Annotated in this window: 20 protein-coding genes and 1 pseudogene; 15 read left to right on the forward strand and 6 right to left on the reverse strand. The window is 42.0% G+C overall.

Translation table 11 applies throughout. The annotated features are described in order from the left end of the window. The first annotated feature begins 147 nt into the window (after nt 1-147). Nucleotides 148-516, forward strand: coding sequence for a response regulator (locus HCR01_RS05865; protein ID WP_193195323.1), 369 nt, complete (start codon nt 148-150; stop codon nt 514-516). 24 nt (nt 517-540) lie between these two features. Continuing rightward, nucleotides 541-2,721, forward strand: a complete 2,181-nt coding sequence (locus HCR01_RS05870) for an AAA-like domain-containing protein (protein WP_193195324.1) — start codon at nt 541-543, stop codon at nt 2,719-2,721. A gap of 90 nt (nt 2,722-2,811) precedes the next feature. Here the strand turns inward: HCR01_RS05870 and HCR01_RS05875 are convergent, their stop codons facing one another. Next, nucleotides 2,812-3,798, reverse strand: a complete 987-nt coding sequence (locus HCR01_RS05875; RefSeq protein WP_193195325.1) for a 2-dehydropantoate 2-reductase — start codon at nt 3,796-3,798, stop codon at nt 2,812-2,814. Nucleotides 3,799-4,554: 756 nt separating this feature from the next. Between HCR01_RS05875 and HCR01_RS05880 the strand changes: the two genes are divergently transcribed. The 3 genes from HCR01_RS05880 to HCR01_RS05890 all read left to right on the forward strand — a co-directional run bounded on the left by HCR01_RS05880 (nt 4,555) and on the right by HCR01_RS05890 (nt 6,684). Then, nucleotides 4,555-4,869, forward strand: coding sequence for a hypothetical protein (locus HCR01_RS05880; protein WP_193195326.1), 315 nt, complete (start codon nt 4,555-4,557; stop codon nt 4,867-4,869). Nucleotides 4,870-5,133: 264 nt separating this feature from the next. Beyond that, on the forward strand, nt 5,134-6,258 hold the full coding sequence (gene bchI / locus HCR01_RS05885) for a magnesium chelatase ATPase subunit I (RefSeq protein ID WP_193195327.1): 1,125 nt from the start codon (nt 5,134-5,136) through the stop codon (nt 6,256-6,258). Between the two features lie 129 nt (nt 6,259-6,387). Continuing rightward, a complete protein-coding gene (locus tag HCR01_RS05890) occupies nt 6,388-6,684 on the forward strand; it encodes a hypothetical protein (RefSeq protein WP_193195328.1) in 297 nt (98 codons plus the stop codon). 102 nt (nt 6,685-6,786) lie between these two features. Here the strand turns inward: HCR01_RS05890 and HCR01_RS05895 are convergent, their stop codons facing one another. Further along, nucleotides 6,787-7,890, reverse strand: a complete 1,104-nt coding sequence (locus HCR01_RS05895) for a DNA polymerase beta superfamily protein (RefSeq protein ID WP_193195329.1) — start codon at nt 7,888-7,890, stop codon at nt 6,787-6,789. Nucleotides 7,891-8,037: 147 nt separating this feature from the next. Between HCR01_RS05895 and HCR01_RS05900 the strand changes: the two genes are divergently transcribed. Continuing rightward, nucleotides 8,038-8,442, forward strand: coding sequence for an NIL domain-containing protein (locus HCR01_RS05900; RefSeq protein ID WP_191761799.1), 405 nt, complete (start codon nt 8,038-8,040; stop codon nt 8,440-8,442). Here HCR01_RS05900 and HCR01_RS05905 read toward each other — a convergent pair. Continuing rightward, the gene (locus HCR01_RS05905) at nt 8,439-9,509 is read right to left on the reverse strand and encodes a DUF3616 domain-containing protein (protein ID WP_193195330.1); all 1,071 of its coding nucleotides are present in this window, start codon (nt 9,507-9,509) and stop codon (nt 8,439-8,441) included. The genes HCR01_RS05900 and HCR01_RS05905 overlap by 4 nt on opposite strands. 291 nt (nt 9,510-9,800) lie before the next feature. On the opposite strand from HCR01_RS05905, the gene HCR01_RS05910 reads away from it, so the two are divergent. Next, the gene (locus HCR01_RS05910; RefSeq protein ID WP_193195331.1) at nt 9,801-10,769 is read left to right on the forward strand and encodes a CHAD domain-containing protein; all 969 of its coding nucleotides are present in this window, start codon (nt 9,801-9,803) and stop codon (nt 10,767-10,769) included. Between the two features lie 29 nt (nt 10,770-10,798). Here the strand turns inward: HCR01_RS05910 and HCR01_RS05915 are convergent. Both HCR01_RS05915 and HCR01_RS05920 read right to left on the reverse strand, forming a co-directional pair. Continuing rightward, nucleotides 10,799-11,426, reverse strand: a pseudogene (locus tag HCR01_RS05915) (hypothetical protein). A 425-nt stretch (nt 11,427-11,851) separates the two neighbouring features. Then, entirely contained in the window at nt 11,852-12,367 is a 516-nt protein-coding gene (locus HCR01_RS05920) for a hypothetical protein (protein ID WP_193195332.1), read from the reverse strand. 891 nt (nt 12,368-13,258) lie between these two features. Here HCR01_RS05920 and HCR01_RS05925 point away from each other — a divergent pair. Next, entirely contained in the window at nt 13,259-14,473 is a 1,215-nt protein-coding gene (locus HCR01_RS05925; RefSeq protein ID WP_193195333.1) for an RNA-guided endonuclease InsQ/TnpB family protein, read from the forward strand. Nucleotides 14,474-14,491: 18 nt separating this feature from the next. Here HCR01_RS05925 and HCR01_RS05930 read toward each other — a convergent pair whose 3' ends face one another. Then, complete coding sequence (locus HCR01_RS05930) at nt 14,492-19,195, reverse strand: GAF domain-containing protein (protein WP_193195334.1); 4,704 nt, start codon at nt 19,193-19,195, stop codon at nt 14,492-14,494. Nucleotides 19,196-19,328: 133 nt separating this feature from the next. On the opposite strand from HCR01_RS05930, the gene HCR01_RS05935 reads away from it, so the two are divergent. The 7 genes from HCR01_RS05935 to HCR01_RS05965 all read left to right on the forward strand — a co-directional run bounded on the left by HCR01_RS05935 (nt 19,329) and on the right by HCR01_RS05965 (nt 25,328). Next, nucleotides 19,329-19,652, forward strand: coding sequence for a YnfA family protein (locus HCR01_RS05935; protein ID WP_193195335.1), 324 nt, complete (start codon nt 19,329-19,331; stop codon nt 19,650-19,652). A 309-nt stretch (nt 19,653-19,961) separates the two neighbouring features. Next, a complete protein-coding gene (locus tag HCR01_RS05940; RefSeq protein ID WP_193195336.1) occupies nt 19,962-21,371 on the forward strand; it encodes an ammonium transporter in 1,410 nt (469 codons plus the stop codon). Nucleotides 21,372-21,567: 196 nt separating this feature from the next. Next, nucleotides 21,568-21,768 (forward strand): hypothetical protein, encoded by a 201-nt coding sequence (locus tag HCR01_RS05945; protein WP_162397663.1) that lies wholly within the window; start codon nt 21,568-21,570, stop codon nt 21,766-21,768. Nucleotides 21,769-21,962: 194 nt separating this feature from the next. Continuing rightward, on the forward strand, nt 21,963-23,219 hold the full coding sequence (locus HCR01_RS05950) for a GNAT family N-acetyltransferase (RefSeq protein WP_193195337.1): 1,257 nt from the start codon (nt 21,963-21,965) through the stop codon (nt 23,217-23,219). Beyond that, entirely contained in the window at nt 23,200-23,697 is a 498-nt protein-coding gene (gene ruvX, locus HCR01_RS05955; protein WP_193195338.1) for a Holliday junction resolvase RuvX, read from the forward strand. The genes HCR01_RS05950 and ruvX overlap by 20 nt, the downstream gene beginning before the upstream one ends. 141 nt (nt 23,698-23,838) lie before the next feature. Then, a complete protein-coding gene (locus HCR01_RS05960; RefSeq protein WP_162397507.1) occupies nt 23,839-24,411 on the forward strand; it encodes a DUF3727 domain-containing protein in 573 nt (190 codons plus the stop codon). Between the two features lie 377 nt (nt 24,412-24,788). Continuing rightward, entirely contained in the window at nt 24,789-25,328 is a 540-nt protein-coding gene (locus HCR01_RS05965; protein WP_193195339.1) for a YqeG family HAD IIIA-type phosphatase, read from the forward strand. The last annotated feature ends 45 nt before the right edge of the window (nt 25,329-25,373 follow it).

Genomic DNA, 25,373 nt, shown 5'->3' on the forward strand with positions numbered 1-25,373 from the left:
AGATAACTAATGACCCTTAATCTTTGACCCCTGTCTCCTGACTATTGCATAATAAGCCTTACGTTAACCGATAAAATAAATGGAAGGGTGTTATTGATTGACATTCTTATTACTATCGTGTTCATTTTGTCAATACGTAAGTCATAAATGAAAATAATTGTTGTAGACGACGAACAAGATGTTCAATTCTTGTTTAGGCAGAAATTTAAGAGAGAACTTAAAGAAAATAAAATTAAATTATATTTTGCTTTTTCAGCAGAAGAAGCGTTGGAACGTTTACAAAGCAAACTAATTAATTGCCCAGCTTTGATTGTCACAGATATTAATATGCCTGGAATGAATGGGCTAGAGATGCTCAAAATTATCAAAGATAATTATCCGAATTTAAAAGTAATTATTATTACTGCTTACAATGATGAACATAATTACATGACTGCTAAAAAATATGGAGCCGATGACTATATCACTAAGCCAATTGAATTTGATAAATTAAAGGAAAAAATCCTTAAATTATAAATACTCCCAATCAGGTAATAAACTATGCTAGCTAAAATACTGGTTGTGGATGATGAGCCTGACTTAGAAATTTTGCTTCGCCAAAAATTTAGAAAAAAAATTCGAGAAAAGCAATTTCAGTTGATTTTTGCTCGTAATGGTATAGAAGCACTAGAAAAACTGCAAGCAGAACCGCATATAGATATAGTATTAACCGATATTTATATGCCAGAAATGGATGGGTTAACTTTGATTACCAAGCTCAATGAGTTATATCCCATCATTAAAGCAGTAATTATTTCTGCTTATGGTGATGTTGAAAATATCAGAACGGCGATGAATCGCGGTGCTTTTGACTTTCTGACTAAACCGATTAATTTTCAGGATTTAGAAATTACTACCAATAAAACTCTGCAACATGTGCAGCAGATGAAAGCAGTTAGGGAACAAGAACTTCTAGCACAGCAGGCTCAAGCAGAATTATTAACTCGTCTGCAACAAGAGGTCACGGTGCGCCAACGGGCCGAAGAAGCATTGCGCCAAAGCGAGGCCAGGCTGGCTCAATTTCTGGAAGCTTTGCCAGTAGGCATCTTCGTAATTAATGGTAACGGTCAACCCCAATACGCTAATCAAACTGCTCAACAGATACTTGGTCAAGGAATTGTCACCGGAGCTACAAAAGATCAATTGAGCGAGACTTATCGAGCCTATCTAGTGGGGAGAGAGGAGTTGTATCCTACGGAACAGCACCCCATTGTGCAGGCATTGAGTGGTAAAAGTTCCACCGTCGATAATATGGAGATTCACCAAGGAGACAAGATTATCCCTTTGGAGGTATCAGCTACCCCAATTTTTAATGATAAAGGTGAAATTATCTATGCGATCGCTGCCTTTCAAGATATCACACAACGCAAAAGGTCAGAAGCCGAGCGAATTCGGTTGATATTGGAACTAGGAGTCAAAAATTTTGCCTTGCACGAAGCTAAAAACGCATTAGCTAAATCCAACCTGAATTTAGAACAAAAAGTCAAAGAGCGTACTCAAGAACTGTCACAAACTTTAGAAATTCTCAAAGCTACCCAAGCCGAATTAGTATTTGAAAACGCACTGCTCAGAAGTGCAGAACAACCCTTTAGCTTTGATTATCAAGTTGGGGGAAGTTTGCCAATGGATGCTCCTACTTATGTGGTACGCTCCGCAGATCGTTATCTCTACAAAGCGTTAAAGCAAGGAGAGTTTTGTTATATCCTGAATACACGGCAGATGGGTAAATCCAGCTTGATGGTACGTATGATCCACCATCTTCAGCAAGAAGGATTTAGCTGTGCCGCGATTGACATCACCCGTCTTGGCAGCGAAAACGTCACTCCGGCTCAATGGTACAAGGGATTTGTGGTGGAGTTGTGGCAAAGTTTTGATTTGCTAGAAAAGATAAATTTTAAAGCTTGGTGGAATGAACAAAAAGATTTATCGCCTGTCCAATGTTTAAGTCGATTTATAGAAGACATTATACTAGCTCAAATTAAAAGTGAAAAAATTTGTATTTTTATTGATGAAATTGATAGCGTTTTATCCTTAAAATTTCCTGTTAATGACTTTTTTGCTCTAATTCGTTTTTGCTACAACCAGCGCTGTATTAATCCAGAATATCGGCGTTTAACCTTTGCCCTTTTTGGAGTTGCAACACCTTCAGATTTGATTACTGACTATCAAAGAACTTCTTTTAATATTGGTCAGGCAATTCAACTAAATGGCTTTCAAATGCATGAAGCTCAACCTTTGTTACAAGGATTGACCCAAAAAGCCAGCAATCCTCAAATAGTGCTTAATGAAGTTTTATCCTGGACAAGTGGTCAGCCTTTTCTCACTCAAAAGCTCTGTAAGCTCATCCGTAGTTCTTTATCTCGTATTCCTACAAACGGTGAAGCAGAGTGGATTGAGAATTTAGTGCAAACAAATGTAATCAACAATTGGGAATCTCAGGATGAGCCAGAGCATTTGAAAACTATTCGCGATCGCATTCTCAAAAATACTCGAAAACCTGTTTGGCTACTCAAGCTCTATCAAGAAATCTTACATCAAGGAAAAATCGTTTCAGTTGATAGTCCAGAGGAAAGAGAATTGCTGTTGTCAGGCTTAGTGGTCAAGCAACAAGGTTATCTGAAAGTCCATAACCGGATTTATGAACTGATTTTTAATACTAGTTGGATTGATATGTACATTTAAATGATATTGTCAGTACACATTTTACAGGTGCGATCGCCTACGTCCTGCCGTAGGCGATCACAAAATACTGCAAGGTTAATCATTGTTTCCTCATTTCCTCACTCCCCATCGAGTTACTTCTAACAGCTTGACGCTGGCATAAAGTGCATCAATATAGGGTGTGGGAGTCTGAGTTAGTCGCCCCAATTCTGCTACTGCGCCGACAATGGTCTCTATCTCCGTAGGGCGTCCGGCTTCAATATCCTGTAGCATTGAGGTTTTGTGAGCGCCGACATTTTCCGCCCCATTAATTCGTTGTTCCAAAGTAATGCCAAACTTAATATCTAACTTTTCGGCGATCGCTTGAGCTTCACGCATCATTTGTCTTGCTAGTTCACGAGTAAGGGGATACTGACAAATCTGCTCTAGATTCGCACCAGTCAGAGCGCTGATAGGATTAAACGCCAGATTCCCCCACAACTTAATCCAGATTTCGGTGCGAATTTGATTCCGTACAGGTGCTTTGAATCCTGCTTGCTTTAAAGCCTGTGCTAATAACTGGATGCGTTCTGTTTTAGTACCATCGATTTCACCTAAAGTAAAGCGATCACCTTCAATATGCTTGATCACACCTGGCTCAACTATCTGAGTTGCTGGGTAAACCACACAACCAATCACCCGCTCTGCACCGATATGAGCTTCAATAATCCCATCCGGGTCAACCGAATGAATGCGCGTACCTTCATATTCACCGCCATGTTGGCGAAAATACCACCAAGGAACGCCATTTTGAGCAGTTACCACCATTGTGTGAGAATCATAAAGAGATGGTAGAGAAGAAGCGATCGCTGCAACACTGTGAGCTTTGACAGCCAGAATCACTACATCCTGTTTTACTGGTTCATAAATATCGCTGGTTGCAAGAGTCGGAGTAGCTATCTGGCTGGAACCATCTGTCATGATTAGCTTCAGCCCCTTTTTTTGAATTGCTTCTAGATGAGAACCACGAGCAATCAGCGTCACTGCTTCACCTGCTAGTGCCAATTTTGCTCCCAGATAACCACCAATAGCACCCGCGCCTACAATACAGATTTTCATGACTAGTTTTGGCAACACACTGTCGAGCTGAGCGCGACATTAATTTCTCACTTTAATGTACCGTCTTGTTCCCATCACTAACTGATAAAAATCAACAGATGCTCTCAAGTTTATGGTAGAGATGGGAAATCCTAAAATATTGACTGTTGGCTGTGTACAAGCACAAGATGTGTATGAGATAAAGCATTGCCGTTTCTGGCTAGCTATCAGCAAGTGCATGAGCAAATAACTCTCTCAGTATTTACTTAGTTATCTTAGATTACTATACGTCTTTAAATTATTGCCGTAATTTTCATTAAGAGTTTATATCCTTACTGTTTGACTTCCTTAAATACGCGGGTAGCTAGTTGATTGATTCAAAATAATTTTTCTAAATAGAATTCAGTAATATTTCTCTTTTAATAACAAGATACATAGCACTAAATTATTAATAGTTGTGCTGACTTAGTTCATAACTAAGCTGAGATTATTGTAGGTGCATTTATATTGTAGAATATCTAGCCATTTAGATTAAACTGCATTTAAATATGAACATACAGAAGACGTTTTACCTGCTGTCACTGATTAATAAAAAAATTTTATTTTTTACAACATGTGGGTATAAGTTCGTATTAACAAGTGAATCATTTCCTACTTAATCATTTCTTTGATATTGCAAATATTTATTTAGGAAAGATAGCAGATTTTATCTTTGACTAATAAACAGCACAAAATTTTCAAATTTTAAATATCTCTTAACATATTGTGAAAATCTTCATGCAGCAACATATTTGGAATCTACTAATACTCGGATTAGGAGCTTCTACTGTGATCATTACTCCATGTCACGCTCAAACTCCAGTGGAGTCAAACAGCAAAAATACTAATAATATTAGTTCCACCTCTTCTGAGCAAACTTCCACCATAATAGAATTGAGTGATTCTGCCAGTTTTACTAATAGCGAACCACCTATCTTCACGGAGACGACTCCCAACTCTTCTGTTTCTAGCGCCAGCATAGCTGCAACTAAGCCTAAGCCACGTATCCCAATATTTAGTAGAGTTTTTCCTTCACCTTCTATGCAGCAGTAATCAGCTGATGAACATTTAGGCGAATGGCTTAGACTTTTCGCTCAGAGACGTTACATGTAACGTCTCTACTTATTCCATTAGCCCACGAAAGTGGGCTTTATTTTTGTAGCTGTCCCAGTGCGTTAATGTGCTTAGTTTTACTAAGCGCTGTTTCGATAAAGAGTTTTTTAAGATACCTTCATATGCAAAACGTAAATTGTTGGTTAGCGGCAGTAGTTTACAATAAATAACTGTAAATAAGAAAAATATTGTTAAGGTAACTTAGTGAGTCCAACTGCTCAATCCACGGCAACTGCGCGTCGTGTGGTATTTCCTTTTACGGCAATTGTAGGCCAGGAAGAAATGAAACTGGCCCTACTGTTGAATGTGATTGACCCCAAAATTGGTGGTGTAATGATCATGGGCGATCGCGGCACTGGCAAATCCACAACTATCCGGGCGCTGGCCGACTTACTACCAGAAATCTCTGTGGTGGCTAATGACCCCTTCAATAGTGACCCCACTGACCCCGATGTGATGAGCGATGAAGTCCGCCAACTCTTAGAACAAGGTTCGGAAATTCCCATAGCTCACAAAAAAGTCCAAATGGTAGACCTGCCACTGGGAGCCACAGAAGACCGGGTTTGCGGTACTATCGACATTGAGAAAGCCTTGTCTGAAGGTGTCAAAGCTTTTGAACCAGGTCTGCTAGCAAAAGCTAATCGGGGTATTCTCTACGTGGATGAAGTCAACCTACTAGACGACCACCTTGTAGACGTGTTACTCGACTCTGCCGCTAGTGGGTGGAACACTGTAGAACGGGAAGGTATTTCAATTCGTCACCCAGCACGTTTTGTGCTTGTGGGTTCTGGAAACCCAGAAGAAGGTGAACTACGCCCCCAACTCCTAGACCGCTTTGGGATGCACGCAGAAATCCATACGGTTAAAGAACCAATCTTGCGGGTGCAAATTGTAGAGCAACGGGCAGAATTTGACCAAAATCCCCCAGCTTTTCTTGAAAAATACAAACCTCAGCAAGAAGCATTACAAGAGCAAATTGTCAATGCTCAGCAGCTTTTACCAGAGGTAAAAATTGACTATGATTTGCGGGTAAAAATTTCTGAAGTCTGCTCTGAACTGGATGTAGATGGTTTGCGGGGTGATATCGTCAGCAACCGCGCCGCTAAAGCTTTAACAGCGTTTGAAGGACGTCACGAAGTTACAGTTGATGACATCCACCGGGTGATTACGTTGTGTCTACGTCACAGACTACGGAAAGACCCCTTGGAATCAATTGATAGTGGCTACAAAGTTGCAAAAGCTTTTAGTCGCGTTTTTGGTGTAGAACTGACAGAAGATGATACCGCACAGAAAAATGGCGCGGGTCAAAAGTTAGGAGCTAGGAGTTAGGAGAAGTATGAGGAGCAGGGGAGCAAGGGGAATAAATTACTGATTCTTGACTCTTGACCCTTGACTTTTGACTCAGCACTCAGCACGGGCTAAACGCCCCGCTACCGCTAACACTACTCAGCACTGATTATGAGATTTTGGCATTTTTGGTTAAACAGCTTTATTTTAGCTAGCCAATACAACCCGCCTCGGTTTGTAGAGTTATTGATGCTATTGCTAGCGATCGCTATGCTGGCAATAGCGAGTATTTCACCTGACAGACCATATTTAATCTTAGGTTTGAGCTTAGTAGTTGGGGCATCTATTTCCATCTTAGTACGGGAAGCGATCGCCCCCTCACACCAGACACGAATGACCAAACTCACAGCATTAATATTGCTGTTTATCAGCCTCTATGGTTTTGCTGACTTAATCTACACTCTTTAATTAGTCATTTGTCTAAAGCTAATGACTAATGACCGAATAATTATTAATTCATAAGTCATAATTAAAAAATTCTATTATTAATTAGTAATTATGAATTATCAATTATGAATTAGTTTGACTCCACCCCTGCATTTCCACTAATTCCATACACAAGTCATTAATTTGCTCTAAGTCAGGTTTATGAGGTAGAGTGGATTGTTCGTAAACAACTTCCATCTCGGCAACTAAATCTTCTGCTATTTTCATCAGCTGCTCATAAGAATATTCGCCCTTGAGGATAGCTTTTAAATCTTCAACATCACCAGCTATTTTCCTATCTACAATAACTTCTCCTCGCCGCAATATTTCCACTCCACTGCGTAGCAATCTAATGCAGTGCATCCCATGTTTGAGGTCAAAACCTGACTTTCTTTCCATTTCTGCTCTAGCTGGATTTCTATTTTCCTGCCAAGATAAGTAAGCCTTCCACTCTCTTAAAGCTATTTGATAATTTTGACTTTTCTGAAGCAAACGGATAAAATCTTTCCGACTATTTGTTAACTTCTGGGTATACTCTAAAGTTTCATCGGATAAAGTATATTGTTTCAACATACCTTTGAAATCAATATCTGCTGTCAAAAGTTTGTACAATTCCTCAGCTTCTTCTAAAAATTCAATTCGTCCTCTAATTAAGTTATAAAGATACTCCAGAAAAGCGTTTAGCTCATCTTTACTAAGAGGTGCTTCGTCTTCTATAGCAAAATCAGATGGTATTGGTTTTTTTTGCGGCGGCTTTAACAACCACTTACGATGAGTTTCCATCTTTTTGATTTGAGCAAAAGCGTAACCAGTATAAGTATGCTTAACTTTCTTGCTCAAAAATAGCTGTCTATAGTTAATTAAGTGCTGCCCTACTGGAGTTAAAACAGGATAGTTATTTAACCAAAGCAATTCTAAAACATTGGGATTTGCTCCCGACAATAACTGGAGAAGTTTTCTTAACTCATATATAACTGTGTCTTTGTTGCCATCTATGAAGGGAAATATTCCTGGTTCATCCCAACCAGTATCTTTTTGTTCTATGCGATCAAATCCCAAGTAATACTTCTTAGGTGCAATAAACACTCCCCGATAATCCAAGTCTGAATCAGGACGATTTAAACCATAGCCGTGGCTACCTGCTAAACCAATTAAAATAGTTCTTTGCTCAACTTCTATTCTTTTCATATCAACCGATTAAAATATAGCTATCCTAACTCATAAGCTAAGTAGTATAGGCAGCAATTGATATCTTGCAGCATTACCCTTACCTGCCCAGAACGCAAATTCTAGGCTAATAGAGCAACTCCACAGAAAAAACTCTCTGCTAAACCCGTGAAAAAACGAGTAACACTCACCTTCCCAAAACGCGCTGTCCAAATGCCAATTACTTACCTATTGGCTAAAGAGTTCAATGTCGCCGCCAATATTATCCGCGCTCAAGTTGCCCCAAATCAAATTGGCAAACTGGTAGTGGAGTTAGCGGGGGATATTGATCAGTTGGATGCTGCAATTGAGTGGATGCGATCGCGAAATATCAATGTTTCTCATACCTTGGGTGAAATCGTCATCGATCCTGATGTATGTGTCCACTGTGGCTTGTGTACAGGGGTTTGTCCTACCGAAGCCCTCACCCTTAACCCCGAAACATTCAAACTCGTATTCACGCGATCGCGCTGCATTGTCTGCGAACAGTGTATCCCCACTTGTCCTGTACAAGCAATCTCAACTAATCTTTAGCCGACGAGCTTTAATACATCCGCTATTACACCACTATCATTCACCAGCCTAGTTTTTGCTGGAGAGTCATAAACTACCAATAGCGAAGGTACACCAGTTATATCCTGAAAAAGCGTCATTCCCTCAGCATGATCTTCACGATTTCCATAGGGAATGTCTTGCACAAACTCTGGATTACTAAAGACATTTTCTCGTAGATTCACGCCATTTCTCCAGCGATAAACTTGCACAGGCCCATCTAAATCCATCGTCGGCCCAGCTAAGATTAACAAGTCTGTACCATCTACGCACAAATCCCGAATTCCCAAACCATTTAACCAGACAAAATGCTTTTTATATAGCTCTTTCTCCTCTCCAATTTGGCGCAGCGTTAGGATTCCAGAACTGCAATCTTTTAGTTCAATTTCCAGCACCATAGCCCAACCCCGCAATACAGGGCCACGCAAACCTAGAAAAATGCGGTTTTGATAAATAGCTATTCCTTCAATATCAAAGCCGTTATCTTTCCCAGGAATTCCTGTCTTAACGAACAATCCCAAGTGAGGATCATTTGCTAAAGCTGCCATCAGTAAGTTACCCTGGCTATTCACCTCCAGTTTAGCGGCACTTAACAGCACATTTGGATTTTGAGGATGTGGACAAGATGAAAGTAACTTACCATCTATGAGGGGAATACGTCCTAAGAGGTAACGGTTGGGTTCTGATTCCGTTTTTGCTAGCCTTTTTAAATTTTTTACATCGGTATTATCGGATTTAGCTTTTTTACGCTTGTAGCTATGAGAACCAACAAACCATAAGTAATAATCTGTAAAAGCAAGTCCTTCAATATCAATTTCCTGGTCTTCTGGCGCAGGTAAACTGATAAACTCTGCTACCCGAAATTGTTGGTGGTCTGTAGTTTTATCAGCATCAACCAAAGATAGACGTTCAATAGTTGAGGTTTCATCTGACCCAAACCATAAATCTTTTTGGTTAGTTAGTAATACTGCTGATAAATCTTCTCTATGTTCTTTAAAACAATCACCAAAAGTTAGGAGAACTTGATTAATCAAATGTGAGTTAGACATTTTACATGATCTCTCTGATTACGAAGTTATTAATCATGCTATTTTAATGTTTTATTTAATACTCAGCAATAAAAAGCATCATAAACCATAATTTATATATAACTGACAATAGTAATATTTCTATTTATACCTTTGATAGCTCAGCCTTTTTATCTAAAAACAACAAGCATCAATAGTTATAATACTTCGCAATTATCACTGTAGTAAAAATAAATCTCAAAACATACATGGAAATTTTTAACTAATGTTATTATGCAATGACCTGTTTAGGTATTTCATCAAAAATCAATTATGGAATTAGCAACCAAGCCCACAGTAAAAACACTCGGAGATTACGCCTACCAAGCGATTCAAAAACACTTGAAGAAAACCTTGAAGTGGGAAAAAGCAGTTAAGAAAGATGAAGATCCAGAAGCACTGCACCAAATGCGAGTGGGGATGCGTCGCCTACGTACTGCCGTCAGTAGGTTGAGTATAGCGTTAGATTTACCAAAGTCAGCTAGTGATAAAAATATTGGTAAAATAGCTCGTCGTCTTGGTAATCTCCGAGATTTGGACGTGCTAAAAGAAACTTTGGAAAATAATTACAAACCAAATTTACCGCGCAAAGAACAGCAATCTTTGCAAACAGCTTTCACTGCTTTAGCGAAACAGCGTGAAGATGTATTCTTGAATGTGCAAAAAACCTTAAAAAATGAACCCTACAAATCTCTAAAAGAGGAATTGAACGAGTGGTTGGATACACCCAGTTATCAACCTTTAGCATCGATTGCCATTCAGCAAGTGCTACCAGATTTACTTTTACCAGAAGTGAGTAGTTTCTTACTGCACCCAGGTTGGCTAGTTGGCACACAATTTGTGGAATCAGAGGTAACAATTCAGACCAATTGGAAATCAGAAAAAATAGAAAAACAATTGACAGAGCAAGGTGAAAGTCTTCATAGTTTGCGAAAAGAATCCAAACGCATACGTTACCAAATGGAGTTATTTACTGACTTATATGGTGAATCTTATGCGGCTTATCTTACAGAGGTAAAAAATATCCAAGAAATTTTGGGTACGATGCAAGATAGTGTAGTTTTGGCTGAGTGGCTCGCGGATATCTTCAAGTCAGAAATTCACACTGAGATGCCCACACTTGCTACTTTGTTAACCGAAAATCGTTACCAGTCATGGCAGCAATGGCAACCCTTGCAAGAGCGATATCTGAAAGCTGAAACTAGACATAGCTTTCATTTAACAATATTGCACCCGATGTAATTTTATTTGCTTGAGCCGACAAGATTGGATTAGCGAGCAGACAACTGAATAGGAGCCTCTAGCGACAAAACATAAACACTGCTCTGGGGAATCTGTACAATATGGGTATTTTCTGAGGAGCGCAAGCCTGAGAGCAAGCCAACAGCGCTTCCCAGCATTGCTCCTCGGTCAAACTGCTCAAGATCTCCTTGGCTCAAATACCCCAATCCTGCCCCAAACAGAACCATTCTCGACAGCTTTGTCGTTAGCTCGCACCTGGGTAATGGTAGTGCCAGGAATCATCTGACTGGATGCTTTAATTGAGACAATTCGACCATTAATAACTAACGACTGTCCAATAATTTTAGCGCCTCCATCAGTAGGTTTGAGGACAATGGTTATAGGAGTGTTTTCTGGTGCTACAACATTACCTTGATTATCTTTAATAGCGCTAGCTAAAGGAAGTGTGAGGGGATAATCCTTTTTTTGCCCAACATCTACGGTAACGGATGCAGGAAATGAGATAATAATTGCTGTATCTAGAGGAATACTAATTTCTTGACTAAGTGCTTGGGGTTGAAGCGTCTGGCTTGGTACTGGTTGAGCAATAGCTGGCAATGTGATAGAACCCAACAGAGATACAGAACAGGCAAAGTTCAACAACATTTGCGTTTTCATAACCATTTTTCCTTTTGATGTGAGTAGTGTTTTTTGGGTTTGAATCCCTTCACTCAATCAATAGGTTTGGGGTTATGGGTTTATGCAGTCTATGTCAGAAAAATACTGTAGCGATTTTGCGATGAATCAAATATGCCAGTCAAGAGTCAAGAGTCAGTAATTTATTCCCCTTGTTCTCCCTTGCTCCCTTGCTCCCCTGCTCCCCTGCTCCTCTGCTGGATATGAAAATGGGGATGGTGATAAATAAAGACGGGTTGAAGCCCGTCCAAATAGCTTGAAAGTGCAAATACACCTTGTATTCTGCTAAAGCTAACACAGTTAATTTTTCAGAAGTTGCCAATTTGCCAATTAATAATCGTTGGCGCTAAGTGAAAGTGTGAATTCTTTTACCTTCTACAATGATTATTTGATTTTTTGAAAGTCCCTTAATCCTTAATAGGCACTCTGAGCATAAGCGCACCCACCCAGTCAGACGTGGGGCCGGCCGGATAATTGACGTGGCACAGCGCACACTCCGCTCTGAAGTTGCTGAGGGGGATCGATCGCCGATAGTACCATTTATTATCTGCGCGCTGGACGGACGTGGATGCCTGCCCTGACATCGCCAGCGTGTTTGCCTGACGCTCGAAGTTGTCGCGGGGGCGATCGCTTTCCCGGAGTGGACCAACGGTGCCGACCAATCGCATATCCTTGTTCTGGTCGTTAAATATCAGTGAGATGGAGTGCTTACCCTGCTCCACGTTATCCACCGTGGTTTCGTCGAACTCCTGCGTCAACGCCGCGAACAACGTGTTGAGCATCAGATCACTCGTCTGTTCGGCGAACGTAATCTGCCCAGTTGTGGGTGGAATGTCATAACCACGGGCAATTGTCGTGAGACCGACACCGATGACAACAATCAGCACAAAGATCCCATAGCTGACTAACTTTCTCAGACGCATTTTCTTATCCTTTGGTTTTGTGTTCTCTACTCAGCAATTCCGCATCATGGATAGAGCTTTATACCCTGCCTATCCAGACAACACTCACTCAGCGATCGCCAGCCTATAAGACACTACCAGCCCTCAGCTCGTGGAAGCTTAAATAATCTGTAGTAAGCCACTACGAAAGGAAAGAAATCTCCGATATTCTGGGTAAGAGGGCTTTTAACCCCTTACAAGCTCAAATTTGAAGCTTGATATGCAGAATCTTACCAATTGCTAGGGGAAAATACAAGCTGTTGCCTGTCTATTTGATACCGCAACAAAATAAAGTACCTTTTTTGGCGATCGCGACGCAACACTAGACTTTTAATTTCCACATCTCGTGAAAAGGAGGTAAAGTGCAGAGCGATCAAGCCATTTTTAGAGGAACTGTCCGATATTGGCGGCTTATTATAGACACTCCTCGTTGGCTACTAAGATCTGCCGTGCTGTAGTCAGATACCGTAGCACAGGGGAATTTTACCAAAAGGCGATCGCCCAGTAGGGATGTATGCAAATCTAAAACTTTATTAAATAGCTACCGTTAATGCACATTTTGGACATTAGACTTCTTGTAAAAGTCAGGGTAAAGGTCAAGGGGTAAAGCGAAAAGGGACTTACAACCCTTCCCCTTTAACCTTTCCTCTTTTCCCCAAGGTGCAAAAATATATTTTTGCAAGAGCTTTATTGCATAGCGATTGCACTGATTCATATTTCTATTCTGCAACGCCAAACTTCAACGGTTTCGCTATCCCTCCCCACCCTCAACGAAGTAGGGTGGGGAGGTATAGCGGCTGATTTAGGGGGTTCGACGCCCCCGAAATCAGCAAATTCATGGTATGTTAGCTGCATATTTTTCACCAGTTGAAAATGTCTCAAGTCCTCACAGTTAGCTGTAAACTCGAAGTTACCAAAAGTCAGGTTGAAAAACTTGACTCGGTGCTTCGTGCCTTTGCAAACTGCTGTGAGTATGTGAACAAAAACACTGACTCAAAACTGACCAACCAGATAGCCGTACAATCCTTGATTTACAAGGAAGCACGAGACTATTCTGGCTTGTCGGCTCAGATGACCATCCATGCTATTCGCAGGGTTTGCGCCAATCGGAAGACCGCCAAGCAGCAAAACCGACCTGTTAAGGGGCTTGCTCCAACCAGTGCAACCTATGACGCTCGGACTTTCACCTTTAAGGAGAAAGACTGGAGTGTGACGCTGACCATGCTTAAGGGAAGAGAAAAATTCCCATTGCATATTGGTAACTATCAGCGTCATTTGCTGACAGGTAGAAACCCAAAATCGGCGGTGCTGGGAAAGCGCAAAGATGGCGCTTACTACCTGCAAATTCAGCTTGAATCTGAGCCACCACAACCTGAGCAAACTGATCAAGTTTTGGGCGTGGATTTGGGTAGGACTGACATCGCCGTTACCTCGCAAGGGGAGAAATTTAGTGGAAAACAAATAACTCAGGTTCGGGACAAATATGCCCGTGTGAGAGCTTCGTTGCAGCAAAAAGCGTCCAAAGGCACAAGGTCTACTCGTCGTAGAGCCAGACAGATTTTGCAACGGTTGAGTGGACGTGAACGACGCTTTCAGGCACAGGTAAACCATACCGTTAGCTATCGACTTATCCAGCACGCCAAGAACACTAACCAAACTATTGCCCTGGAAGATTTGACGGGGATTCGAGAGCGCACCAACCAACAACCACGTTCTAAAACAGAGCGCCGCAGGAGTAATAGTTGGGCGTTCTACCAACTCCGCCAATTCTTGGTTTATAAGGCGATAAAATTTGGCGTGAACCTGGTATTTGTTGACCCAAGATACACATCTCAAACTTGCCACAAGTGTCTGCACATCCACCCAGTTAGAGGTGAATCGTACAGAAACGGCAAGAGGTTTAAGTGCGGTCATTGTGGTTGGTGCGGTGATGCTGACGAGAATGGTGCAAAAAACATTTCTAGTTTGGGGCTGTCTATAAACCAGCCTGGAGGTTCGTATCTTAGTTGTGTTTTGTGGACGGGGCAACCTGTTCAGCTAACTATCTGGGATACAGGGCTACTAAAAACTCAGGCTTCAACCAAGTAAGCCTGAGTAGTTTATTGGTCATTCATGGTTCTCGCCACCTGGAATAGCTTTTATCTCCAAGCGTTGGTTGGAGGAAGTTAGAAAAGCTTGAATACAGTTAAGAAACTCTTCTAACTCGGAAATTAAGTTAGTAGTACCTCTACGCTCTTGGTGGTAAGCTAGTTGTTCTAATTTATCGGCGGCTAAGTGCATGGCTGTAGCGCCGATGTTAGCACTAGCACCTTTAAAATGGTGGGCTTGTTGGGCAATTTGCCCAAAGTCATTAGCTGCGATCGCACTTTTAGTTATCTCTAAACGGGGTTGGATATCTTCAATAAATATTTGCAGTAACTCGAATTCAAATTCTGCATTGTTTTCTGAGAGTTGATGCAAGTGTTCCCAATCAATTGGTAGGCTGAGGGAACTGTCATTTTTGGTAGAATCTATCTGCTCACGCGCAACAGATTCTTGTAAACTGAGGATCATGCTTGCCCAATGCTCTAGCACCGCTGCTAATTTTTCTTTCAATACTGGTTTGCTCAAATAATCTTCCATTCCTGCATCTAGACACATTTTTTTGTCTTCTGTCATGGCATTAGCTGTCATAGCAATGACCACAGGACGGTGATGATTAGCAAAGTCACTCTCTTGCCAACGATGAATTTCTCTTGTGGTTTCCAAACCATCAAGAATTGGCATTTGGCAATCCATCAGAATTAAATCGTAAGGAATTTTTTCCAATAGTTGCAAAACTTCTTTTCCATTGGCGGCGACATCAGCTTTGTAGCCTAAGCTCTGGAGTTGCTTTAAGGCTACTTTCTGATTTACTAAATTATCTTCAGCCAGCAAAATTCTGATTTTAGACTTCAAAAGTGGAGGGAGATATTCAGCAGAGATATGCTTGCAGTCCTTTTCTAAATTCTGCACTTCTATCTCTTGACTCTGATCTCCCGCCTCTTCCAATTCAGATTGAGTTCCTAAAATAGTCATAATAGTATCAAGGAGCCGAGATGGCTTAACAGGTTTGACCAAATAAGCAGCAAATCCGATCTTTAACGCTTGTTGCACTTCATCCCGTTGATTAGTAGAGGTGAGCATAATTAAAGGTAACTGTGCGATCGCAGAATTTGCTTTAATTTGCTCTCCTAAAGTCAGGCCATCTGTTTCGGGCATTTGCATATCAACCAAGGCAACATCATAGGGTATGCTTTGCTCAACGGCATCCTGAATCGCTCTGAGAGCAGTAGCAGCACTATCGACTTTATCCACCTGCATCCCCCAACGGGTAGCTTGATGGTAGATAATCTTGCGATTGGTAGCGTTGTCATCTACTACTAACAAGCGCTTATTGTTCAAAAGTCCGCGATCTTGAATTTGGGAAACAGGCTGAAGTTGCTTGGCGAAAGTCAGCTCAAACCAAAACTTAGATCCTTTTCCAATCTGACTTTCCACTCCAATTACCCCTCCTATCAAATCCACCAGTTGTTTACAGATGGCTAATCCTAAACCTGTGCCACCAAACTTCCGAGTGGTGGAAGCATCCACTTGCGTAAATGGTGTAAAGAGTCTGCGTTGATCTTCGGAGTTAATGCCAAGACCGGTATCCGTTACAGCAAAGTGAATAGTAACTGTAGTAGAGGTTTGCGATCGCAATTCGGCTCGTACTACTACCTCCCCGGTACTGGTAAACTTAATAGCATTGCTGATCAAGTTCATCAGAATTTGCCGCAGCCGACTAGCATCACCTTGGAGATGGGTGAAAACGTTGCGATAAATTAACGCCGCAATTTCCAATCCTTTGTTATGAGCTTGAGGCGCTAATAATTCCAACACCTCTTCAACACAGGTAGATAAGTCAAAGTCTAGAGTTTCTAGAGCCATTTCCCCCGCTTCAAGTTTGGACAGATCTAAAATCTCGTTGATTAGGCTTAAAAGAGCATCTCCACTAATACGAATTGTTTCAATAAAATCTCGCTGTTCTGGGTTCAAAGGAGTTTCTAATACTAAGCCAGTCATTCCTAACACAGCATTCATCGGAGTGCGGATTTCATGACTCATGTTAGCCAAAAAGGCACTTTTAGACTTAGAAGCTAATTCGGCTTGGCGACGAGCAACTTCGAGTTCTTGTCGTTGGCGAGTTTCTGCTTCTAGTAATTGAGCTTGAGCTAAAGCAATACCTACTTGGTCAGCTATTTGTCGTAAAAGATGAGTTTCAAAACTAGACCAGTGGCGGGAGGCGGCGCACTGATGGACAATCAACAAACCGCAAAGTTCTTCTTTGACAAGAATGGGTACAACCAAGTTGGCTTTAACTCCAAACTGTTGCAGTAATTCTATATGGCTTTGTTGAACTTCCACCAAATCCAAATCAGCGATCGCCTGAATATTTCCTTGACGGTACTGTTGTAAGTAGTGCTGCTGTAGGTATTCTGTTCGCAAGTAGGGGTCGGTGATATTTTGCCCCTTGATTGCAGTCCAGCCAGAAACTACTGCTTCTATAATTGTGGTTCCAGATCCGTCTGGCAGCATTTGATAGATTAATACTCGGTCAGTCTGGAGAATCTTTTGCACCTCCTTAACAGTAATTTGCAGAATTTCTTCGATTTGCAACGACTGGCGAATCTTGAGGGTGATTTCTGTAAATAGTTGCGATCGCAAGTTTTGACGTTGAATTTCCTGCTCGGCTCGCTTACGCTGGATAAACTGCCCCACTTGCTCACCAATAGAACTGAGCATTTTGACTAAATCTGAGTCAGGTTGCTGAATTTCATTGCTAAAGCAGGTAATGACGCCAAGAATTTTGTTACCACTACGAATCGGAAAACCAAAAGCTCCATGCAGTCCAGCTTCAGCCGCAATTTTGGCGCGGGGAAAGTTAAAATCTTTAACGACATCAACAATCCAAATCGGTTGACAACTAGCCCAAACGCGACCAGGTAATCCAATCTCTGGTGCAAACGTGGTTTGGCGAGTCAGTGCTTCAAACTCTTGCACCTCAAGGGATGCTCTCTGCCATATATCGAGAAAACGCAGTATATTTGCTTGCTCATCCACCATCCAAATTTCACTCAAATCCCATCCTAAACTTTCGCAGATACCTTTGAGGATTTGGGGAGTGGCCTCGTTAATCGTGGTAGATTCTGCTAAGACACGAGTTGTAGCATATTGTGCAGTCAAATGCTGTTCAGCTCGCTTGCGATCAGTAATGTCAATACCTGTACAAACAATGTATTCTACAGATCCCTCATAGTCTTGGAGGATAGTATTCGACCAAGCAATCAGCCGCCGATTACCGTCCTTTGTGATCCAGTAGTTTTCGTATTCGTTTGAATGTTGACCAGTTCGCAACCGCTCGAAAACTGCTTTGACTGGTTCTAACTCTTCAGGAATTAGCAACAAGTTCCAAACAAATCTTCCCCTCACCTCATCGAACGAGTAGCCAGTTGTTTGCTCACAAGCTTGATTGAAGCGCACGATTTGACCTTGGGAGTCAAGAACTATTACCAATGCGCCAGCTGTATCAAGGACTGCTGAGATAAAATTGCGCTCTTTGTTTAAAGTCTCTTCTGTCCACTTCCGCTCAGTCACCTCACGATAAATCAGGTAGTAGACTACAGAGAGAATGATAAAACTCAAGCAGATGGCGATCGCAAGTGTCAAAATTGTGTTATTCGCACCGAATTTTGCGGCTTGTGACTGCTGCTGGAGCAACTTTCTTTCCTCATTCTCCATCTCATAGATGGTTTTACGAATATCATCCATCAGGTTTTGTCCCTGATTTGTCAGTAGTACCTGCAACGCTGCTTCAAATCCCTGGTTTTGGCGCAAGTTGATAGTCTGCTTGAGTTCGGAAAATTTTGCTGCTATCAGGGCTTCAATAGATGCGAGCTGTTTTTGTTGGTTTGGTTGTTTTGCTGTTAAATTTTTGAGTTCTGCAACTTTTTGAGCGATGTTCGCAAGTGCAGCTTGATACGGTTCTAGATAACGTTCTTGTCCAGTTAGAATGTAACCACGTTGTCCAGTTTCAGCATCCTTCATTTGCGACAGCAGTTCTTCGAGGCTGTTAATTTTATCTTGAGTTTTTTTTACATGAGTATTAGTATCGATCAATCCTCTAGTGTTCTGATAAGAAACCACACCAATTAAGATTAAAATTGCTGACGCTAACCCAAGACCTCCCGCAACTCTTTTAAAGAATTGTTTGCGTATCTTCTGTGATTGTTTGCGTTCATCGGTTGCGAGTACTAAATTTGCTAAATTGCGCCGTAGTTCCAGTTGCTTAATCACTTGGCGGCCTAGAGTTCGTAATGCTTCAATCTGTTCTGGAGTGAGTTCCCGTGGTACATGGTCAATCACACACAGTGTTCCCAAAGCGTGTCCTTCAGGGTTAGTTAAAGGTACACCAGCATAAAACCGGACATTGGGGTCAGAAGTGACTAGCGGGTTTGTGGCGAATCGGTCGTCAGTTGTTGCATCAGGTACAACAAAAATCTCTGGTTGTAAAATAGCATGAGCGCAGAATGCTTGATCTCTGGGTGTTTCTAGCGCCTCCAAGCCGACTTTTGACTTAAACCACTGGCGGTTTGTATCAATTAAGCTAATTAAGGCAATAGGAGTCCCACAAATATACGAGGCTAAACGAGTGAGGTCGTCAAAGGCGGCTTCAGATGGAGTGTAGAGAATCTTATACTGCAAAAGTGCTTCAATTCTCTGTGCTTCGTTATCAGGTAATGGTGCTTTCATCCTTAAGCCTTATTTATGGCTGAAGTTGTTGTTAAAGGTAAACAAACTTACTCAATTAATGGCAATAGTTTGGTTAAAAACGTTAGCGTGATTTCACTGAGTTCGACTTTATTTATATTCATAAATTACTCAAATGATTAAGTCGCTGCTTTATTTCATGTGGGCTGGTTTATTTGAAATTGGAGGCGGCTACCTGATCTGGTTGTGGTTGAAGGAAAGTAAGTCTTTCTGGTGGGGGATATTAGGTGGAATTGCTTTAGCTATCTATGGGGTACTGGCTACTCTCCAAACAGCAAATTTTGGCAGAGTATATGCTGCTTACGGGGGTGTATTTATTGCAATGGCGATGCTTTGGGGTTGGAAGGTAGATGGGGTGACTCCAGACTATTACGACCTCATCGGAACTTGTTTAGCTTTGATAAGTGTATTGATTATCATGTTTTCACCCAGAAGCTAAGTAGAAATTTCAATAGAAAATGCTTTGTAGTTTATAGTTAGCGCTAAAGCGTCAACTACTAACTTTTATCTTTGTTTGTAATAGGAATTAACTAAAAACTTAAAATTTTGTATTGCTGCAACAAAATGCTATTCCTGAACAAAAAGATGTAATTGTTGCATTTATGCATATTTATTTAAACCTTAGTATCTCCGATGTATTATTATATTTTTATTAATTTCTCAAAAAACGACAACAGAGTAACTTAAGAGACAAAAAAGAGTATCAAATAGTACTGAAATCTATTTAGCTATTTAAAGACAAAAGTAAGTGTTGAAGAAAATTGTCACGATTGGGGCGATTGCCCTACTAATCTTGGGAGTACCGCTGACGAGCAATGCTTTTGCCCAAACACCAGCTGCTCCGCCTGCTGCTGATACTGGAGATACAGCATTTATGCTGGTTTCATCAGCACTCGTTCTGCTAATGACACCAGGATTAGCATTCTTCTATGGTGGATTTGTGCGATCGCGCAATGTTTTAAATACGTTGATGATGAGCTTTGTGTTGATGGCGATCGTCGGTGTTACCTGGGTTTTGTGGGGTTATAGTCTTGCTTTTGCGCCAGGGTTGCCGTTTATTGGTGGATTACAGTGGCTCGGTTTGAATGGCGTCGGGCTAGAGACAACCGATTATCTCAAAGGCTCAAACCCGGTGGAAGTCGTTTCTTATGCCTCGACAATTCCTCACCAAGCATTCATGATCTATCAAGCCATGTTTGCGATCATTACCCCAGCCTTAATTTCCGGGGCGATCGCTGAACGGATGAGTTTTCGCGCCTATGCGCTATTTGTCCTATTATGGTCAACCTTTATTTACGCCCCCCTGGCTCACATGGTATGGGCTAAAGGTGGATTTTTGGGTTTGTATGGTGGTTTGGGTGCTCTTGACTTTGCGGGTGGCACAGTAGTTCACATTAGTTCTGGCGTTTCTGCCCTCGTTGCAGCGATCGTCCTCGGCCCTCGAAAAACCTATCCTGATCGCCTTAGCCCGCCGCACAATGTTCCTTTCATTTTGTTAGGTGCTGCTTTGCTCTGGTTTGGCTGGTTCGGTTTCAACGCTGGGAGTGCCTTGTCTATTGCTAGTGGAATTTCGGGTAATTTGGTAACAAATGTAGCGACAACAGCATTTGTTGCTACCAACACAGCGGCGGCAGCGGCGGCTTTAATGTGGTTGATTTTGGAGGGGGTTTTGCGAGGTAAACCAACCGCAGTGGGAGCGGCTACAGGAGCCGTTGCCGGTTTAGTGGGTATTACTCCAGCCGCCGGATTTGTCACACCACTATCAGCGATTTTAATTGGTTTCATCACCGCCTTTATTTGCTTTTACGCTGTGAGTTTCAAGCACAAATTGCAAATTGATGATGCTTTAGATACCTATCCTGTGCATGGCGTTGGTGGTACCGTAGGCGCAATTTTGACCGCCATCTTTGCCACTACCCAAGTCAACGCAGCAGGTAAAGATGGCGTGTTGCGCGGTAATTTCGGTGAATTGGTGATTGAACTAATCGCGATCGCTATTGCCTATGCGATCGCAGGAATTGGCACGTGGATCATTCTAAAAATTATCGATGCTACAGTCGGTCTGCGAGTCAAAGAGGAAGCCGAATACCAAGGTCTGGATATCAATGAACACGGTGAAGAAGGTTATAACTCCGAGTTCGGCGATCGTCCTAAGTAATTAAGAGCGTGTAATTTTTAACAGTGGGAATCATTCAGAGGGCAGAGTTTTCTCCCCTGCTCCCTGCTCCCTTGCTTTTTCATTGCAAATAACCGTTAAACTTCATTGCAAATTAAAAAGAGAGACTAAACAACGTGATAAGTAGTAGTGATGTCAAGACACGGCAACAGGATTTACAAAGGAGTACACAGTAGCAATGGAATCAAATTTCTTAACGGGCACAGTTGCACCAAACGAAGATATCAGTGAATACGTCGCCCACCTGCAACTTCATATGACTCTGCACGCTCGCAATCTGGTTCCAACCCTAAAACAGACACTTGAAGATAGTCGCCAGCAATTACTCCATCAAACTCAAGCCAATTTTGAAAAGCTAGTTTCTCGGCAAGTTTCATAATCTATACAATTTTTAACCAAAATTCAAATAAAATAAAAGCAGATATTGTTGGGTTAACGCCTATAGTGTTCCCACAAGGTCTGCTTTTTTAAGTATTAAGTTACGAAAATCACTCTTTTGGAACAATAGCAAGGAGCACAAAGCCGTTAAAATGATGGCAGCAGTGCCTTAAAAGAGCAGTTAGTTAAGGCTAAATGGCGGCTCGAATCAAAATGACTTCATTACTTCCTCGAAATCTCAGCGCGATCATTCGACCAGTCCAATACCGGGATCTGGACGGAATTGAGCGCCTAAATCAAGAGTCATTCGCAGCCCTCACTCCTCAGGGAGCTCGTTTTGTCATCAGCCAGATGCAACAGTTACGCCGCTGGTATGGACTACTCAAATTTTTGAGTTGGTTTCCTAACCCGTTTCAGTATCGCTTCTGTGCCTATGTAGCAGAACAAGGGCGGATGATTTTAGGGATGATTCAAGTGTCACCGTTTAACCGGACACGCAGCACTTGGCGGATTGACCGAGTGATGCTGGAGCGTGGTGCTGATAAACAAGGAATCGGCTCGCAACTTTTACGCCATTGCTTTGAATCGATTCTGGAAGCTCGCACTTGGCTACTGGAAGTTAACGTCAATGATATAGAGGCGCTGGCACTGTACCGACAAAATGGCTTTCAGCGCCTAGCGGAAATGACATACTGGGAAATTGAACCAGAATTGCTGGCCGAATTGGCCCAAGGTGAGCCAGACTTACCTAACCTTTTGCCAGTAAGTAATGCTGATGCCCAGTTACTATATCAACTAGATACGGCATCAATGCCCCCTCTGGTACGTCAAGTCTTTGATCGCAACACCCGCGATTTTAAAACTAGTTTGTTTGGCGTTTTAACTGATGCTGTCAAGCAATGGCTGACCAAAACAGAAGTAGTGAGTGGCTATGTGTTTGAACCCCAACGCAAAGCAGCGATCGGTCATTTTCAGGTACAACTTGACCGCAAGGGTGGGGCCCCACATGCAGCAACGCTGACAGTTCATCCTGCTTATACCTGGCTGTATCCAGAGTTGTTGTCTCAACTAGCTCGTATTGCTCAAGATTTTCCTCAACAAGGTTTGCAATTAGCTTCTTCAGACTATCAGCCAGAGCGAGAAGAATATTTGGAGCGAATTGGGGCAAAACGTATAGAACATACGCTAATCATGTCTCGCTCGGTGTGGCACAAGCTACGAGAGTCTAAATTTGTCTCCCTAGAAGGAATTCAGTGGAGCGAGATGCTGCAAGGTCTGCAACCGGCGCGCAAACCAATACCGGGCGGTATGTCATGGGTACAACCTGGAAAGTCGCCATCGTCAGATAGATCTTTGCCAAGTAAGTCAGAACCTCTTAACTTTTCGGGTAATAACAGTAGCATAGAAGCATCTGGCCAGCCGGAATCAACAGATGCACAGCAGGAGAATTAGTGTGATCCCCCAAGAGCAACAAAAACCGTTTATTTCAGCCTTGGGATTAGATGTTGGTAGCAAACGTGTTGGCGTAGCTGGGTGCGATCGCACGGGTTTAATTGCCACAGGCATCACCACTATTGAGCGTACATCCTTTGAGCGCGATGTCGAGCAAATGCGACAAATAATCAATGAACGCGAGGTGCAAGTCCTGGTTATTGGCTTACCCTATTCAATGGATGGCTCTTTGGGATTTCAGGCGCGTCACGTCCAGAAGTTTGCTACTAGGCTGGCTAAGGCTCTCAAATTGCCTGTGGAATATGTGGACGAGCGATTAACTTCATATCAAGCAGAGCAAATGCTGATAGCTGAAAACCGCTCCCCATCACGTCATAAAGGTTTGATTGACCGGAAAGCAGCTTCTTTGATTTTGCAACAATGGTTGGATGCCAGGCGAAGCAGTTCCCGCGGGTCGGTGGTTGCTGTTGAGTATTGATACCTTTTAACATGATATTCTGAAAACGATTACCCAGCAGTTTTATTTAGATCTCAAGCTATTTGGTTGACATCATCTGTCATTCAACAGCTAAACGATTTTGACAATTGCTGGTATTTATTAAAGTTTCACATTTCGGCTATGTTTTCCTCTAAATTTCCCGAAGAAAATGACCACGCTCATGCGGGTTCAATCACTTTAACTGACGAAAGAGGGCGATCGCTCGAATGTTATATTGAGCATTCCCTCGAAGTGGATGGGCAAGAATACGTTTTGCTTCTGCCTGTAGACTCACCTGTAGAAATTTTTGCTTGGCAAGGTGAGGAAGAGGAAGAAGAAGCCCTTCTAGTAGAAGATGATGCCATCATTGAGCAAATTTTTGACACAGCCCAAGCTGTACTATCTGAGCAAAACCTGATACTTAAGAACACAGCCTACGCTCTGACGGTTGCAGGTGATTTGCCTCCAGTTGAAGAATCAGAACTCTTTACCTTAGAAATCGAAGATGAAGGGGAAGATTTAGAGCCAGAGCAATTACAGCTACTATCTAGCTTCTATTATGAAGACCAAGAGTATGCAATTTATACGCCACTTGACCCACTACTGTTTTTTGCACGGATATCAAAAACAGGTCAACCCGAATTACTTTCTCCAGAAGAGTTTCGCCAAGTGCAACCACTGTTAGAAGAACATCTTTTTAATGAAGTCGAATAAGATGATAAATCCCCGAAGTTCAGATGCCTGCCTTGAAAAGTTTGGAGCGCCGGACACCGGCGCTCCAACAGGCTGCACCAACGGCGGTACTCCTTTCCTACGAGACGCTCCGCCAACGGAGAACCTGTAGGGTAGCTCTCGCTCCGACTTCTCTCAAAATTAAAAATGAAAATGCAACATTTTTAAATTTTTAATTGGGAATTTCTAATTATATATGAATAGACCACAGTAGGGTGGGCATTACAATGCTCACCCTATAAACTCATTGGTACTAGCATAGTATTGAAATAAAAGTTAAATAGTACCAACTAAAGTACTCAGAATGTGTTCTTCTGAAGATAGCAATCTTATTTGCATTTTAAGCTTGACTGTTGACTATGACCTGGAACAATCTCTTACAGCCTGACTTGATATTAGAAGGTTCGATATTGAACCTGACGCCAGATATTATCCAACGATATGGATTGAAAGGGCTGGTGTTAGATGTGGATGAAACTTTAGTACCCATGAGAGTAGGGGTAGCGTCAGCAGAACTACAAACTTGGGTGGAGCAAATTCGTGCTTGTGCTTCACTGTGCTTGGTGAGCAACAACCTGAGTGAAGCGCGGATTGGTAGAATTGCCCGCTCTCTCAACTTACCTTACTACTTGGGTGCAGCCAAACCCTCTCGACGCAAAATCAGAGCCGCACTTAAGTCCATGAATTTACCAGTACATCAAGTAGGGATGGTAGGCGATCGCTTATTTACTGATGTCATCGCAGGTAATCGTCTAGGAATGTTTACCATTCTAGTCGAACCGATTGTTCATCCAGATGCCGCTCTCCGCTCTCATCCAATACGTAACTTTGAAGTCTGGATATCAGAAATCTTAGGAGCCTCTATTACCCCCAAAAAAACAAAGATTCGCAAACCTTGACAAATCGTCAGGAAAGTAAATCTAAAGAAATAATTAAGGAATCTC

It is taken from the genome of Nostoc sp. MG11 (assembly GCF_014904695.1).
In the GTDB taxonomy this organism is placed as follows: domain Bacteria; phylum Cyanobacteriota; class Cyanobacteriia; order Cyanobacteriales; family Nostocaceae; genus Komarekiella.

What these genes read in the sequence shown, in the direction of transcription:
- HCR01_RS05865 (WP_193195323.1), top strand. Translation starts at nt 148, where the DNA reads ATGAAAATAATTGTTGTAGACGACGAACAAGATGTTCAATTCTTGTTT.
- HCR01_RS05870 (WP_193195324.1), top strand. Translation starts at nt 541, where the DNA reads ATGCTAGCTAAAATACTGGTTGTGGATGATGAGCCTGACTTAGAAATT.
- HCR01_RS05875 (WP_193195325.1), bottom strand. Translation starts at nt 3,798, where the DNA reads ATGAAAATCTGTATTGTAGGCGCGGGTGCTATTGGTGGTTATCTGGGA.
- HCR01_RS05880 (WP_193195326.1), top strand. Translation starts at nt 4,555, where the DNA reads ATGCAGCAACATATTTGGAATCTACTAATACTCGGATTAGGAGCTTCT.
- HCR01_RS05890 (WP_193195328.1), top strand. Translation starts at nt 6,388, where the DNA reads ATGAGATTTTGGCATTTTTGGTTAAACAGCTTTATTTTAGCTAGCCAA.
- HCR01_RS05895 (WP_193195329.1), bottom strand. Translation starts at nt 7,890, where the DNA reads ATGAAAAGAATAGAAGTTGAGCAAAGAACTATTTTAATTGGTTTAGCA.
- HCR01_RS05905 (WP_193195330.1), bottom strand. Translation starts at nt 9,509, where the DNA reads ATGTCTAACTCACATTTGATTAATCAAGTTCTCCTAACTTTTGGTGAT.
- HCR01_RS05910 (WP_193195331.1), top strand. Translation starts at nt 9,801, where the DNA reads ATGGAATTAGCAACCAAGCCCACAGTAAAAACACTCGGAGATTACGCC.
- HCR01_RS05920 (WP_193195332.1), bottom strand. Translation starts at nt 12,367, where the DNA reads ATGCGTCTGAGAAAGTTAGTCAGCTATGGGATCTTTGTGCTGATTGTT.
- HCR01_RS05925 (WP_193195333.1), top strand. Translation starts at nt 13,259, where the DNA reads ATGTCTCAAGTCCTCACAGTTAGCTGTAAACTCGAAGTTACCAAAAGT.
- HCR01_RS05930 (WP_193195334.1), bottom strand. Translation starts at nt 19,195, where the DNA reads ATGAAAGCACCATTACCTGATAACGAAGCACAGAGAATTGAAGCACTT.
- HCR01_RS05935 (WP_193195335.1), top strand. Translation starts at nt 19,329, where the DNA reads ATGATTAAGTCGCTGCTTTATTTCATGTGGGCTGGTTTATTTGAAATT.
- HCR01_RS05945 (WP_162397663.1), top strand. Translation starts at nt 21,568, where the DNA reads ATGGAATCAAATTTCTTAACGGGCACAGTTGCACCAAACGAAGATATC.
- HCR01_RS05950 (WP_193195337.1), top strand. Translation starts at nt 21,963, where the DNA reads ATGGCGGCTCGAATCAAAATGACTTCATTACTTCCTCGAAATCTCAGC.
- ruvX (WP_193195338.1), top strand. Translation starts at nt 23,200, where the DNA reads ATGCACAGCAGGAGAATTAGTGTGATCCCCCAAGAGCAACAAAAACCG.
- HCR01_RS05960 (WP_162397507.1), top strand. Translation starts at nt 23,839, where the DNA reads ATGTTTTCCTCTAAATTTCCCGAAGAAAATGACCACGCTCATGCGGGT.
- HCR01_RS05965 (WP_193195339.1), top strand. Translation starts at nt 24,789, where the DNA reads ATGACCTGGAACAATCTCTTACAGCCTGACTTGATATTAGAAGGTTCG.